The 14,016-nt window shown below is 70.5% G+C and carries 14 protein-coding genes and 1 tRNA gene; 7 read left to right on the top strand and 8 right to left on the bottom strand.

What is annotated here, in order from left to right:
• The 7 genes from tnpB to purU form a co-directional block, all read left to right on the top strand.
• On the top strand, nucleotides 1-249 hold a 249-nt coding region (gene tnpB / locus CKO28_RS10955; RefSeq protein ID WP_200340814.1), incomplete at its 5' end, for an IS66 family insertion sequence element accessory protein TnpB.
• Between the two features lie 51 nt (nucleotides 250-300).
• Nucleotides 301-1,926 carry an IS66 family transposase gene (tnpC, locus tag CKO28_RS10950; RefSeq protein WP_242480490.1) on the top strand — a complete coding sequence of 542 codons (1,626 nt, stop codon included), beginning with the start codon at nucleotides 301-303 and terminating at the stop codon, nucleotides 1,924-1,926.
• A gap of 93 nt (nucleotides 1,927-2,019) precedes the next feature.
• Nucleotides 2,020-2,526 (top strand): DUF4262 domain-containing protein, encoded by a 507-nt coding sequence (locus tag CKO28_RS10945; RefSeq protein WP_200340813.1) that lies wholly within the window; start codon nucleotides 2,020-2,022, stop codon nucleotides 2,524-2,526.
• A 363-nt stretch (nucleotides 2,527-2,889) separates the two neighbouring features.
• Nucleotides 2,890-3,024 carry a hypothetical protein gene (locus tag CKO28_RS28855; protein WP_274610948.1) on the top strand — a complete coding sequence of 45 codons (135 nt, stop codon included), beginning with the start codon at nucleotides 2,890-2,892 and terminating at the stop codon, nucleotides 3,022-3,024.
• Between the two features lie 254 nt (nucleotides 3,025-3,278).
• Nucleotides 3,279-4,424, top strand: coding sequence for an alcohol dehydrogenase family protein (locus tag CKO28_RS10940; protein WP_200340812.1), 1,146 nt, complete (start codon nucleotides 3,279-3,281; stop codon nucleotides 4,422-4,424).
• On the top strand, nucleotides 4,414-5,505 hold the full coding sequence (locus CKO28_RS10935) for a proline racemase family protein (RefSeq protein ID WP_200340811.1): 1,092 nt from the start codon (nucleotides 4,414-4,416) through the stop codon (nucleotides 5,503-5,505). The genes CKO28_RS10940 and CKO28_RS10935 overlap by 11 nt, the downstream gene beginning before the upstream one ends.
• A 435-nt stretch (nucleotides 5,506-5,940) precedes the next feature.
• Nucleotides 5,941-6,795 (top strand): formyltetrahydrofolate deformylase, encoded by an 855-nt coding sequence (gene purU / locus CKO28_RS10930; protein WP_242480489.1) that lies wholly within the window; start codon nucleotides 5,941-5,943, stop codon nucleotides 6,793-6,795.
• 111 nt (nucleotides 6,796-6,906) lie between these two features.
• Here the strand turns inward: purU and CKO28_RS10925 are convergent, their stop codons facing one another.
• The 8 genes from CKO28_RS10925 to mnmA form a co-directional block, all read right to left on the bottom strand.
• On the bottom strand, nucleotides 6,907-7,710 hold the full coding sequence (locus CKO28_RS10925) for a UDP-2,3-diacylglucosamine diphosphatase (protein WP_200340809.1): 804 nt from the start codon (nucleotides 7,708-7,710) through the stop codon (nucleotides 6,907-6,909).
• Nucleotides 7,711-7,849: 139 nt separating this feature from the next.
• Nucleotides 7,850-9,259 (bottom strand): phospholipase D-like domain-containing protein, encoded by a 1,410-nt coding sequence (locus CKO28_RS10920; RefSeq protein WP_200340808.1) that lies wholly within the window; start codon nucleotides 9,257-9,259, stop codon nucleotides 7,850-7,852.
• Between the two features lie 271 nt (nucleotides 9,260-9,530).
• Entirely contained in the window at nucleotides 9,531-9,815 is a 285-nt protein-coding gene (locus tag CKO28_RS10915; protein ID WP_200340807.1) for a hypothetical protein, read from the bottom strand.
• A 160-nt stretch (nucleotides 9,816-9,975) separates the two neighbouring features.
• On the bottom strand, nucleotides 9,976-10,251 hold the full coding sequence (locus tag CKO28_RS10910; protein ID WP_200340806.1) for a hypothetical protein: 276 nt from the start codon (nucleotides 10,249-10,251) through the stop codon (nucleotides 9,976-9,978).
• A 137-nt stretch (nucleotides 10,252-10,388) separates the two neighbouring features.
• The gene (locus CKO28_RS10905; RefSeq protein ID WP_200340805.1) at nucleotides 10,389-10,733 is read right to left on the bottom strand and encodes a hypothetical protein; all 345 of its coding nucleotides are present in this window, start codon (nucleotides 10,731-10,733) and stop codon (nucleotides 10,389-10,391) included.
• Nucleotides 10,734-10,849: 116 nt separating this feature from the next.
• Nucleotides 10,850-12,244: an aq_1923 C-terminal domain gene (locus CKO28_RS10900; RefSeq protein WP_200340804.1), complete on the bottom strand. Its 1,395-nt coding sequence runs from the start codon at nucleotides 12,242-12,244 to the stop codon at nucleotides 10,850-10,852.
• 294 nt (nucleotides 12,245-12,538) lie between these two features.
• Nucleotides 12,539-12,615: transfer RNA gene (locus CKO28_RS10895), tRNA-Met, on the bottom strand.
• A 178-nt stretch (nucleotides 12,616-12,793) separates the two neighbouring features.
• A complete protein-coding gene (gene mnmA, locus CKO28_RS10890; RefSeq protein ID WP_200340803.1) occupies nucleotides 12,794-13,957 on the bottom strand; it encodes a tRNA 2-thiouridine(34) synthase MnmA in 1,164 nt (387 codons plus the stop codon).
• Nucleotides 13,958-14,016: the final 59 nt, after the last annotated feature.

The raw sequence follows: 14,016 nt of genomic DNA, 5'->3' as shown, positions 1-14,016 counted from the left end.
GCGCATCCGTTCGGGGGCGACCTGTTCGTCTTTCGCGCCAAACGCAAAGACCGGATCAAGATCGTCGGCCACGACGGTACGGGTCTATGGATGTACCAGAAGCGCCTGGAAACCAGCGGCTTTGTTTGGCCCTCACGCGATCAGACGACTGTTCGGCTGACCCCGGCCCAACTGGCTGTGCTGCTCGACGGGGTTGACTGGCAGCGCGTCCGGGCGGGGCGCCGCTACCGGCCGCAGCGCGCGGCTTAGTCCCACATCTACCCTTTCGTGCCGGAGTCGGGGCACGATAAATTGGGGCCGATGGCGGACGACCTGCCCGAGACGCTGCCCCAGAGCTTGTCGGAGAGCCACGCCCTCCTGCGCCAGTTGGCGCAGGAGAAGGCGGATTTTGCCCGTCGTCAGCGCGAGGCCGAGCAGGCGGCCGCCCACGAGCGCGCTCGCGCCCAGCATGCCGAGGACGAGGTCGAGCGCCTGAAGAAGGCGCTGAAGGACTTCGTCCGCCGCCAGCAGGGCCGCAAGAGCGAGCAGCTCGATCCCGATCAGTACGCGCTCGGGATCGACGACATCGAGGAGAACATCGCCCGGGCCGAGGAGGCCGCACGCAACGCTAAGGCGGGCACGGGCAGCGCCCGGCGGGCACCGCGGCGGAACCAGGGCGCGCTGCCGAAAGACCTGCCGCGCTACGAGGTCGTAATCGAGCCGGAGCACGACAGCTGCCCGTGCTGCGGCGGCGAGTTGCACGTCATCGACGAGACCAAGACCGAGCAGCTGGATGCCGAACCCGCCAAGGTCTACGTCAAGGTGATCCGGCGACCGACGTACGGTTGCCGGAGCTGCGAAGGAGCCCCGGTGCAGGCCGAAGCGCCGGCCAGCCCGGTCGACGGCGGCCTACCAACCTGCGGCACCGTCGCCCAGGTGCTGACGGCGAAGTACGCCGACGCCCTGCCGCTCTATAGGCAGGCCGAGATGCTGGCCCGCCAGGGGATCGACCTCGACCGCAGCACGCTCGCCCGCTGGGTGGGGGTTGCCGCGCATCATCTGCGGCCGGTTCACGCGGAACTGATGCGCCAAGTGATGGCGTCGACGAAGCTGTTCGCCGACGAGACGCCGGCGCCCACCCTGGAGAAGGGCAAGCCGACCACACGGCAGGCTTACCTCTGGGCCTACGGCCGGGACGACACGCCGTGGAACGGCCTGGACCCGCCGGCGGTGGTCTACCGCTACGCCACCGGCCGCGGCCAGGACCACCCCGCCAAGCACCTGAAGGACTTCACCGGCACGCTCCAGGTCGACGGGTATCGCGCCTACAACGCCGTCGCGGCGCGACGGGCGAACGGGGAGATCGTGCTCGCGCACTGCTGGGCGCATATCAGGCGGCCGATCTACAAGCTGCACGCCAACGGCAACGCGCCGACGGCGACCGAAGCGCTGCAGTGGATCGCCCGGCTGTATGCCATCGAGGCGGAGATCCGCAGGTGCGATCCGGAGACCCGGCGGAGGGTCCGGCAGCAGAAGAGCAAGCCGCTGCTCGATGACTTCCACGCCTGGCTGGAAGCGCGGCTGCGCGAGCTGTCGCCGAAGAGCGACATGGCGAAGGCGCTCAAGCCGATCCTGACGCACTGGCAGGCGCTGAGGGTGTTCCTCGACGACGGCCGGGTCGAGCTGGATACCAACAGTCTGGAACGGCAAATGAAGCCAGCGGCCGTCCAGAAAAAGAATTTCCTGTTCGCCGGCAACACCGGCGGCGGGCATACATGGGCGATCGTCCTGTCGCTCACCCAGACCTGCAAGCTCAACGGCGTCGACCCGCAAGCGTATCTCGCCGATGTGCTTGAACAGATCGTCTCCGGGCGGGCCAAGACCAGCGACCTGCCGGATCTGATGCCTTGGAACTGGGCGCCCGCTAAGGCCGACGGACAAGGCTGAAGCGCTCGGTTCCACTCGAACCGCCCGATCCTACCAGCAGCCTAACGCTGGCTGAACCGTCACACGCCCGCATCGGACACGAAGCGAGCCACCATGGATCTGGAACAAGTCCGCAGCGCCATCCTCGGCAATGTCGAGCAGCACGGCTGGCACATCGCCGGGGTCAACGAGGACACCCGCAACGGCTTTCCGCAATACGCTTACACGGTGGGCTTCGGCGATACGCTGGGGCATCCCGAGGTGATCGTGATCGGGCTCAGCCACGAAAGCGCCGGCATGCTGCTGAACACGGTCGGCGAGCGGATCCGTCAGCACGGGGCGCTGGAGACCGACACGCGCTACACCGACCTGTTGAGCAACGGCCTCGGCCTCAGCTTCGTCGAGGCGGTGGAGGACCGGGCCCGCGACCTGATGCGGCTGGCGAACTGGTATTACGAGGCCGCGAGCCGGCAAGGCGACACCCGCTACCGCGTACTGCAGCTGGTCTGGCCGGATTCCGAGGGCCGCCTGCCCTGGGAACCGGGCTACGACACCCGTTTCAACGATCTGCAGCCGGTGCTGCGCGACCTGCAGCAGCCGCCGACCACCAGCCTGCACTGAAGTTGCATACAGTCGCGGCCCACCGGTGACCGACGTCACCGCCCGGCCCGACGATCTACCGCCGGGCACCTCCACGGTCGCCTGGCGCGGGCCGGCCGAAGACGGGCACTCAACCCCGGGCGCGTTTTCCGTCACCCTCATGCCGCAGTTCCTGGCTGACCCGAACGACCTGAGCGCGCTCACGATCGCGGCCAAGGCCCGCGGCTACCTGGCGGCCCTGGCCGCCCGCGGGCGCGGTGGCCTTCACGACGCTCGCCAGCCGGCACGCGGTGATGCCGATCGGCGTGCGCCGGCTGGCGTGCGCTCGGCTGGACGCCCGACGGCACCCGCCTGCTCGCCGGCACCGCGGACGGCAGGTGCGCCGTGCCGCCGCCGCTGTCGGCCGCCGCGATCGCCCGGATCAAGGGCTGGGCGCAGCGGCATTGGCGTCTGGACGACACCACGGTCGTGAGGGTCACCCAGCTGCGCTGCCACGCGCCCGGCCGTCCGCCGGTCTAAACGGTGGTCGCCCCGCTGCCGATGACGGGCGCGCGTTGGCAGACCAAGCTGCCCAAGCCGCCGGAAGACGTCACCGAGGCCGAGATCAAGGCGCACACGCCCGGCGCCTGAACCGCTGCCGCCTGCGTTGCTTGAACGCACCGCCGCCAGCCCCTATACGCGGACAGACACGCCCGGATGCCCCCCCGGCAGATCGGCCGGGGCGGCCGCCGCCCGGCGTCGATCGCACCGCCTATCAGGGGAGACCGGCCGCGATGTCCATTCCCGAGACGATGACCGCCATGCTGCTGACCGGCCACGGCGGACCGGACAAGCTGGAGCTGCGGCACGACGTGCCGGTGCCGCGGCCCGGGCCGGGCGAGGTGCTGGTCGAAATCAGCGCCTGCGGCATGAACAACACGGACATCAAGGTGCGCGAGGGTTCCTACGGCGCGGAAGACGATCCCAACGCCGTCTCGACCTGGCGCACCCGCGCGAGCGAGGAGTCCACGCTGCAGTTCCCGCGGATCCAGGGCGCGGATACGGTGGGCCAGATCGTCGCCGTCGGCGAAGGCGTCCCCGAGACCCGCGTGGGCGAGCGGATCATGGTCGACTTCTGCATCTACAACCGCCCGGAAGGCGACGACAGCCTGCGCGACATCGACTACTACGGCCACGGCCGCGACGGCGGGTTCGCCGAATACATGACGGTCGCGACCGGCAACGCGATCAAGGTCGAGTCGGACATGGACGACGCCGAGCTCGCCACCTTCTCCTGCGCCTACCAGACCGGCGAGCATATGATCGCGCGCGCCGACCTCGCCAAAGGCGAGACGGTGCTGATCACCGGGGCGGCCGGCGGGGTCGGCTCCGGGATCATCCAGCTCGCGCGGGCGCGCGGGGCGATCCCCTATGCCGTGACCTCCAGGGGCAAGGAAGACGTGCTCAAGGAACTGGGCGCCGAGGCGACGATCCCGCGCCAGGATTTCCAGGGCCCGAACGGGGTCGACGAGCAGGCCTTCATCGACCGGGTGGAGAGCGCGATGGGCGGCCGGGAGATCGACGTCGTGGCCGACCTGGTCGGCGGCGACCTGTTCAACGGCCTGCTGCGGCTGCTGCGCCCGGAGGGCCGCTACACCACCGCGGGGACGATCGGCGGCGCCGTGGTGCCGCTCGACACCCGCACCCTCTACCTCAAGCACTTGCAGCTGCACGGCTCCTCGCAGGGCCGCCGGCAGGACTTCCGCCGCGTCGTGCGCTACATCGAGGAGGGCAAAATCAAGTCGATCCTGCACAAGACCTGGAAGCTGTCCGACCTGCACCGGGCGCAGGCCGACTTCGTGTCCAAGACCTACGTCGGCAAGATGGCCGTGGTGCCGGATTCCAAGTGGGAGCAGGTGGGCGCCAAGCATGGCGGGTGACAGCCGCCTGCGCGAGATCGAGGTCGTCGACGTCTCCGTCGGCGGCGACGTGCACCGCGTGGTCCTGGGCGGCGTGCTGCCGGTCCCGGGGGCGAGCGTGCACGACCAGATGCGCCACCTGGAGGACAAGGCCGACGGTCTGCGGCGGCTGCTGATCTCCGAACCCTACGGCGCCGAGCACATGTGCGTCGACCTGGTGGTCCCGGCCAAGCGCGCGGACTGTTCGCTCGGCTTCGTGATCATGGAGGTGATGGGCTACCCGGTCTATTCCGGCTCCAACTCGCTCGCCACCGGCGCGGCGCTGGTGGAGGCCGGCCTGGTCCCGGCGCCCGAGGGCGAGCGTCCCGATCCCGACGGCGTCACCCGCCGGCCGGTCCGGCTGGAGGCCCCCGGCGGGCCGGTCGAGCTGACCGCGGAGCTGGTCGACGGGCGGGTGCGCCGGATGCGCACGGGCGGCGACGACGCGTTCGCGGTCGCGCTCGACCGCAGCGTCCACGTCCCCGGTCTGGGCGAGGTCGGCTACGACCTGATGTACACCGGCGGCTTCTACGTCCTGGTGGACGCGGACAAGCTCGGCCTGGCGCTGACCTGGGCGAACGAGCCGGCGCTGAACGACACCGCGTTCCGGATCATGGAAGCCGTGCGCGACGGCTTCACCGACGTGCACCCGACGCTGGGCGATCTCGGCCCGCCGCCCTTCCTGCACTTCATGGGCCCGTCGCACACGCGCGCGGACGGGGTGATCGAGGGACGCTGCGCGGCCTACGGCCATCCCAAGGTGATCTGGCGCTGCCCGACCGGCACCGGCACCTCGGCGCGGCTCGCCCGGCTGCACGCCCGCGGCGCGGCGGAGGTGGGGACGCGCCTCGCCTCGATCGCACCGACCGGCAACGTGTTCGACGGCACCATCACCGGCACCTCCCAAGTCGGCGAAACGCCCGCGATCCGCACCGAGATCGCCGCCCGACCCAGCCTGCTCGCGCGGCTGAAGGTGCAGGTCGACCTCGACGACCCGCTGGTCACGGCGTACGAGCTGGACGACGTGCTCGGGCCGGGGCCGGACCTGACACGGCGCGGGTAGACGCCGGCGTCATCCGGGGCGCCGCCGACTGCCTCGTCCCTCTCCGGCGCCTGGGAGAGGCTTTCCGCACAGGCTCGCAAGCGCCCGTCCTGGACCCTTCGACACGCCGACCAGCGGTCGGCGGCTCCGGATGAGGGTGATCGGCCGATACAGCGGTATCGTCGTTCCGTGCAGCTCGCCTGAGCGGCCCCGTCGAAGTGTCGACCACGGGCGGCGCGCGACCTAGGCGATGCCGGAACCCCCCGCCTGACCGGGCAGGGATACCGCCGACACCGCGCCAAGGCGCCTGTGCGCCAGAACACGTCGCGCTGACAACGTCACGCGGCATCGCCGCCCTGCACCTTTCGACCCACGCACCCGCAGGCGGCGTCCGCGCCGCCGCCTGCCCGGCGATGGCGCCGCAGCTCCGACCCGCGCGAGATGGGACACCACCCGATGCCGTCCGATTACATCCTGACCCTGTCCTGCGAAGACCGCCCCGGCATCGTCGCGGCGGTCACCACCGAGCTCGCCGCGCTCGGCGCCAACATCGCCGAGAGCAACCAGTTCTGGGACCACGCGACCAACCGCTTCTTCATGCGCATCGCGATGCAGACCCAGCAGGGCACCAATCGCGAGGATGTCGAGCGCGCGCTGAAGCCGGCGTTCGAGCGCTTCGACATGCGCGCCAGCGTGATGGCGACGGCACGCAAGCCGCGCATCATCATCATGGTGTCCAAGTTCGACCACGCGATGCGCTATCTGCTCTACCAGATCCAGGTCGGCTGGCTGGACGCGGAGGTCGCGGCGATCGTGTCCAACCACGACGACGCCCGCACGATCGCCGAGCAGGAGGGCATTCCCTATTACCACTGGCCGGTCACCAGGGAGACCAAGGCCGAGCAGGAGGACAAGCTACTCGCCCTGGTGAAGGACACCGGGGCCGACCTGGTCGTGCTGGCGCGCTACATGCAAGTGCTCTCGGACAAGCTGTCCAAGCGGCTGTACGGCAAGATCATCAACATCCACCATTCCTTCCTGCCCGCCTTCAAGGGCGCGAAGCCTTACCATCAGGCGCACGAGCGCGGCGTGAAGCTGATCGGCGCGACCGCTCACTACGTCACCCCCGACCTGGACGAGGGCCCGATCATCGACCAGGAGACCGAACGCGTCTCGCATGCCATGAGCGTGGACGACTTCGTCGCCACCGGCCGCGACATCGAAAGCCGCGTGCTCGGCCGAGCGGTCCGCCTCCACCTGGAACGCCGGGTGATGCTGAACCGGCACAAGACGCTGGTGTTCCAGCAGTAGCGCGCTCGCGGGTCGGGCCGAACCGATCGTGCTGCGCGTGCTCTTCTCCGTCACTGGAGAATTTCGCACACGGGCTGGTTCGGCTGTCATCGATTTTGTTGTCGCCCAGGCTCACCACGCCGGCAGCGGTTCCGGGCGGAAGGCGCGGCGGGCGGCCGGGGCGGTGTCGGGGACGCCGGCCCAGCGGACCAGCGACAGCTCGCCCCGGGTGCTCTCGACGACGGCGCTGCAGCTGTCCACCCAGTCGCCGCAGTTGACGTACAGCAGGCCATCGGAGACTTCCGCGCCGGCATGGTGGATGTGGCCGCAGACCACACCGTCGCAGCCGTGGGCCTGGGCCGCGCGCAGCAGGTTGTCGCGGTACCTGGCGATCAGGCCGACGCGCGGCAGCACCCGGTCCTTGAGCGCGGCTGACAGCGACCAGTAGCCAAGCCCGACCGCCGCCCGGCCGCGGCCGACCAGCTCGCTCGCCCCGACCCCCAGGAGGTAGGCGGTGCAGCCGGCGACGTATTTGGCGCTGGCGCGCGGCAGATGCGGCTCCTGCAGGTCACCGTGGATCACCAGCAGGCGGCGGCCCTGCGCGGTCTCGTGAACGGTGTGCGGCACCACCTCGATCCCGGGCAGATGGCGGCGCACCCCGATCCGGGCATGCAGTTCGGGGTCGTGGTTGCCCGGCAGATAGACCAGCCGGGCGCCGGCGCGCGCCTTTTGCCGCAGCGCGCGGATTACCCGGGCGTGGCTGCGCGGCCAGTAGTAGCGCCGGCGCAGCCGCTTCAGGTCGAAGATGTCGCCCACCAGGTACCAGGTGTCCGCGTCGTGGCTGGCGATGAAGCTCAGCAACTCTTCCGCCTTCGCCAGACGCGAGCCGAGGTGGAAGTCGGACAGGAAGATGGTGCGGTGGTGCTGATGCTGCATCGGGCCCCCAAGCTGCCGGGAGTGGATGTGCGGCCCGGCTGCCGACCACACTATAGCGGACCGGTTTCCGACTGCTAAATGGTTTGCCGCGCCGCGGCGGCAATCCGCTCGCCCAGGTGTCGGTCGCGCGAGGCGCGGCCTACAGGTAGGGCAGGAACAGCCGGGCGCCCGCGTCGCGCAGTTGCTGCCACTTCGGCCGGTCGGCCAGGCGGCTCGTGTCCAGCCGGCGGGCGGCCGCGATCTTGTCGTCGATCAGGCGGTCGACCTCGGCCGTCAGCTCGGTGTCGTAGGTCTCCAGGTCGAGCTCGAAATTCAGCCGGTGGCTGCGCACGTCCCAGTTCGAGCTGCCGATCAGGCAGAGCGCGCCGTCGACCGTCATCAGCTTGCTGTGGTCGAACGGCTCGGGCGCCAGGAACACCGTGTAGGAGGCGCCGGCCAGCATGCCCAGATTGGCCCGCACCGCCCAGTCGACCAACCGCTTGTTGGTGTGCTCGGGGATCACGATCTCGACCTCGACCCGGCGGAGCACGGCGACCGACAGCGCCATTTGCAGATGCCGGTCGGGCAGGAAGTACGGCGTCACGATCCGGATCCGCCGGCGCGCCTCGACCAGCGCGGTGCCGAGCAGCGTCTCCAGGCTGCCCATGTCCTCGTCCGGGCCGCTGGTGATGCCGCGCGCGGCCACGCGGCCGGCCAGCGGCAGCTCCGGCCACCAGCGGTCGTCGGACAGGATTTCGCCGGTGGTGAAACTCCAGTCGTCGGCGAACGATTCCATCAGGTGGCGCACCGCCGGCCCGGTCAGGGCGGCGTGGGTGTCGCGGATCTGCGGCGGTTCGGCCATCGTGTCGTCGGCGATGTTCATGCCGCCGGTGAACGCGCGCCGGCCGTCGACGATCAGCAGCTTCTTGTGGTTGCGCAGGTTCAGGAAGGACATCCGCCAGGGCAGCCAGAAGTGCAGGAAGCTGGCCACCGGCACGCCCATCCGGCGCAGGCGCTTGACCATCGGGTAGCTGAGGTAGCCGCCGCCAACCCCGTCGATCAGCACCCGCACCGATACGCCGCGGTCCTGCGCAGCGGCGAGCGCGTTGGCGAATGCCCGGCCCGTGCGGTCGTCCTGGAAGATGTAGGAGGCGAGCGCCACGCTCTCGCGCGCCTGGCCGATCGCCTCCAGCATGGCGTGCGCCGCCGCGTCTCCGGTGGCGAGAGGCTGCACCGCGTTGCCGGCGGTCAGCCGCCGGCCGGTCACCCGCCGGCCGACCTCGGCGATCCAGCCGACGTTGACCGGAACCTCCGGCTCCGGGCCCGCGCCCGGCTCCGGCGCCGGCCGCCCCGGGCGGTACAGGTAGGACAGCTGGCCCGCCTTGCGCGCGATCCGGTTGATGCCGAACGCGCCGTAGAGCGCCGAGCCGATCAGCGGCGACAGCCAGGCGATGCCGATCCAGGCGACCGCGCCGCGGCTGTCCTCTTTTGTCAGAAGCGCGTGCCCGGTCACTTTGGCGGCGGCGGCAACGTGCGCGATCCCCAGCAGGATCCATAAAAGATCGTTCATCCGGGCCGCCGCGGGATTGTCACAAGAGGCGCGTTCATCGCCCGGATAAATGGGCATCCGCGGGCGGGCGCGCAATCGGGCGCATGGGGCGGGCGTCCGTGCGCACCTGCGTACCCGTCGGACGCGCTTCGACACGCCGCCCGTGCGGGCGGCTGCTCAGCATGACGTCGTCGGTTTTGCAGCCAGATACTCTGGTTTCACGCCGGGGAGCTGTGCGCAGCAACGCGGTCCGAAGCATCGCTGATGGGTGTGGCAGCGCCCCGAGCGCCCGTTACAGCTCCAGTTCCTGGTCCAGGTCCAACTCGGTGTCGGTATCGTCGATCACCTCGCCCTGGCCGCTCAGGCCCTGGGTGTGCGCCTCGCGGACGTCGTCGCTCACGACCTTGAACAGTTTGACCCGTTCGATGCGCACCCGCTCGCCCTTGTAGCGCGCCGTGCGCTCGGCGAAGCAGGCGCCTTCCAGGCGGTAGTAGTAGCTGTAGGCGTGATCCGGCTCGTCGAACACCCGGGCGTCCATCCGCCCGTCGTCCAACTCGAAGCGCACGACGTATTTCACAGGCCCATCCTCCCCGGCGGCGCCGCCATGGTCTGCCGCATGTTCCGATGGCGCCTATGGTCCCGCGGCCGCCGGCGCGCGTCAAATGCCCCGCGCGCCGGCGGGTCCCTCCGGTCGCCCGCGTGCGTGTGCGGCTGCGATGGCTGCACCGTCGGGCGGGTTATCGCTGCTGCTGCACCGCGACGATCAGCTGGCTCAGCTTGTGGTTGACCGCCCCCATCACCACCAGCGCCGACAGGAACACCGCGATCGCCGCGAGCCAGCCGGCCGGCACGCCCGCCGCGGCCATCACCAGCGTCGCAACCACGATCACGATCGCGAAACCGGAGAGCCAGGTCGCGTCGACCTTGAACTGCTCCTTCATCAACTCCTTGTAGCTCTGCGCCGCGGCGCGCCCGGTGTTGCTCGCCGCCCCCGGGCCGGTCTTGGTCGCCATCGTCTGGTCCCCCTCTGTGGTATCGGTGGGTGAAGCCCCTGGTGGGCTGGTTCCGCCCTATGCGTCCCGGCAGCGTTGTTTCAAGCCGACCGCCTGCGCGTCAACAAACCCGCTTCCGGGTGACGCGCACGGTGCGCTCAGCGGGAATCGCCCGCGATCGCGACCAGACGTGCCTGCAGGCCGTCCTTGTCCGCCTCCTGCCCAAGGTGCAGGCCGATCGCGTGCAGCAGATCGCGCTTCTTGCCGCCGGCGGCGTCGGCGCCGGCGACCGCCTTCAGCCGCGCCAGCCCGTCCGCGCCGGCGCGGTACAGATACTCCCCGCGCGCCAGGTTCTGGTCGGCCGTGAACGCCATGAAGCCGGCGTCCGCCAGGGTCCAGTTCTTGGTGAACCAAAGGGTCACCAGCATTTCGTCCTGCAGCCGGAAGTCGACGGAGTTGCGCAGCAGCCCCGCCTGCACGGCGACAACCTCGCCCGGTTGCATGCCCTCTCCTTACGCGCGCTCGGTTGATCGGGTCGGGTGCGGCGCGGCGCGTGCGGCACCTCGCCCGCCAGCCGGGGCCCAGTATCACCCCGGCCCCGCCCGGGTCGAGGCGGCGGTCAGTCGCCGCGGGCGGCCTGCAGGTTCAGCGTCTCGCGCAGGCGCTGCGGCTCGCCCAGGCCCAGCTGCCGGATCTCCCGGAAGGTCACCGGCCGGCTGGGCTTGGCCGTCAGCGTCAGGGTACCGGCCTGTTCGACGAAGCGCGCGATCGGCTCCCCCAGCTCGGCCAGCTGCATCTCACGGGCGGTCTGGCGGATCATCTGCGCCTGGTTTCGGCGCACCGTCTCGGGCGACTGGCCGGTCCGCTGCGCGCGCATCTCGACCAGGCGGCTGGCCACGCCGCGGTTCTGCAGGCGCAGCGTGAAGCCCTGCAGCGCGGCCTGCGCCTGCAGCGCCCGCGGGTCCCGCTCCAGCTGTTGGGCGAGCTCGGCCACCGCCGGAATGCCGACGACGCGCCCGGTCAGGCTCAACTGCGCGACCTCGCTCAGGTCCATCTCCAGCCGCTCGAGCGCGAAGCTGCCGGCTTCCGGGTGGTACGACAGCCTCAGCCCGCCGTCGCCGCGCAGCTCCTGATAGCCGAGCGCGGCCAGCATGGGATAGCCGGCCCGCGGATGCGACGCGTCGGCATAGCCGCCCGTGTACGACATATCGAACGTGATCGCGCCGTCCTTCGGCGTCGCCAGCGACAGCTGCATGGCTTGCAGCGCCGCGATCCGCCGGCCCTGCTCGATCACCTCCAGGCCGTTCAGGCCGATCTGCCCGATGCCGTCGCCGCGCAGCGCGGCCACCACCTGGGCCGGGTCGGGCGCCGCGGTCCGGCCGTTCAGGCGCCGCAGGTCGTCGACGTCGGCGTCGCGCACCCGCAGGCGGTCGACCAGCACGCGCCGTATCGCACCGCCCGCGCCCTGGGCGCGCTGGGCGACCGCGAGCGCCTGGATCTCCAGGCGCCGCAACCGGCCCGCGTCCAGCCCCAGCAACGTGACGCGCTCGGCACTGGCCGTGCCCTGGGCGTCTGCGACGTCGAGGTCGCTAAGCCGGGCCTCGCCCACCGCCCGCACCCGGTAGTCGTCGGTGAAGCCGACGTCACGGCCGTCGCCGTCCGCCACGCGCAGCGTGCCGCCCAGGCTCTCCACGACCGCGTCCTGGAAGTCGAACTGGCCGACGCGCCGCAGCAGATCGCCGTCGAACGTGACCTCTTCGATGCGCAGGCGCTCGGCGCGCACCGCGACCGGCTGGGGCATCCGGTCGGTCCGGAAGCGCACGGCGTGCAGCACCGCGCCGTCGGCCCCCGCCGCCTCGATCCGGCCGTAGGACAGCTCGGTGCCCGCCGGCAGCTCGGCCCGCCAGGCGTCCAGCGCCTGCTTGATCTGCCGGTCGGCATAGGCCTCGAAGCCGAGCCCGCCGGCCACAACCAGAAGCCCGAGCACGCCCGCGGCAGCGATCGCCTTGCGCATGATGAAATCGCTCCCTGTCGCATGGTCCCTGACAGCCGCCAGAGTCACCGATCACGGCGCCGCTGGCCAGCGCTCAACTATGACGATTGCGGGGCGCAGGCGGGGTACGGGCACGAAAAAACCCGCCAGATCTGAGGTGTAGCGGGCTCCCGTTACTGGTAGCGACACAGGGATTTGAACCCCCGAAACCAGAATTCTTAGTATATAAGACCCGCGCCTATCTTGAGGCTTTCAACTGACCTAAAACCTACTCACAAGAAAGCCCGCTAAGTGCCTGACTTAGCGGGCTTCTGTTGGTAGCGGGGGAGGGACTTGAACCCCCGACACCGGGATTATGATTCCCGTGCTCTAACCAGCTGAGCTACCCCGCCCCAGAGGACTGTCGCCACGAAGGGGCTGATTCACCGTTGCGGGAGGACCGCCCCGTTCGGCGCGCATGCGCGTATAGGGCGGCGGGCTTTGCCCTGTCAAGCTTCGCCCGACGCGCCTCCTCGTGCGACATAGGCAGGCCGGCGCGTGCGGCCAACCCCGCCGGAAGCGCGCGGCGGCTCAGGCCGGGGCGGCGGCGCGGTCGGGGGTGACGTCGGCCGGCGCGTTGGCGGCCGTCAGCTCGGCCGACTCGATCCAGCCGCCGCCCAGGACGCGGGTGCCGTCGTAGCACACGGCCGCCTGGCCCGGAGACACGCCGTACTGCGGATCGTCGAGCTGCAGGCTCAGGCCGCCCGCGCCCACCGCCGCGACGCGCGCGGATGCCGCCGGCATCGCCGAACGCAGCTTGACGGCGACCGGCCGGCCGACCGCGGGCGCCTCGCCGTCCAGCCAGTTGAGCTCGCGCAGGTGCACCAGATCGCGGGCGAGCGCGCGCCTCGGCCCGGCGACGACGCGGTTGCTCTCCGGCTGGATCGCGAGCACGTACATCGGCTCGCCCATGTTGCCGAGCTTGAGGCCGCGGCGCTGGCCGACGGTAAAATGGATGATGCCGTCGTGGCGGCCCAGCAGGTTGCCGCTGCGGTCGACGATCTCGCCCGGGTCGCAGGCGCCCGGGCGCAGCTTCTCGACCACGCTGGCGTAGTCGCCGTCGGGGACGAAGCAGATGTCCTGGCTGTCCGGCTTGTCGGCGATTCTCAGGCCCAGTTCCTCGGCCAGCCGGCGGGTCTCGTCCTTCGGCTGGCCGCCCAGCGGGAAGCGCAGGAAGTCGAGCTGCGCTTGCGTGGTGGCGAACAGGAAGTAGCTCTGGTCCCGGCTGGCATCGACCGCGCTGTGCAGTTCGGCGCGCGCCTCGCCGATCACCCGGCGCACGTAGTGGCCGGTCGCGAGCGCGTCGGCGTCCAGTTCGCGCGCGGTTCCCAGCAGGTCGCGGAACTTGACCGTCTGGTTGCAGCGCACGCACGGGATCGGCGTCTCGCCGTTCAGATAGCTGTCGGCGAAGGCGTCGATCACGCTTTCGCGGAAACGGTCCTCGTAGCCCAGGGTGTAGTGCGGCACGCCCAAGCGGTCGGCGACGCGCTTGGCGTCGTAGATGTCCTGGCCGGCGCAGCAGGCGCCCTTCTTGCCCACCGCCGCGCCGTGGTCGTACAGCTGCAGGGTGACGCCGACCACCTCGTAGCCCGCGCGCGCCAGCAGCGCGGCGGTGACCGAACTGTCCACCCCGCCGCTCATCGCCACCACCACGCGGGTCCGGCTGGCCGGCTTGTCGAAGCCGAGATCGGTCATCGTGTGTTCGCTCGTCTCATTCGTAATGGCGCGTTCTGGGGCGCGATATAACACCGAGA

Origin of the sequence: Rhodovibrio sodomensis, from assembly GCF_016583645.1 — a bacterium.
In the GTDB taxonomy this organism is placed as follows: Bacteria; Pseudomonadota; Alphaproteobacteria; order Kiloniellales; family Rhodovibrionaceae; genus Rhodovibrio; species Rhodovibrio sodomensis.
Note: the sequence above shows the minus strand (reverse complement) of the source record. Positions and strands in the feature narration are given on the sequence as shown.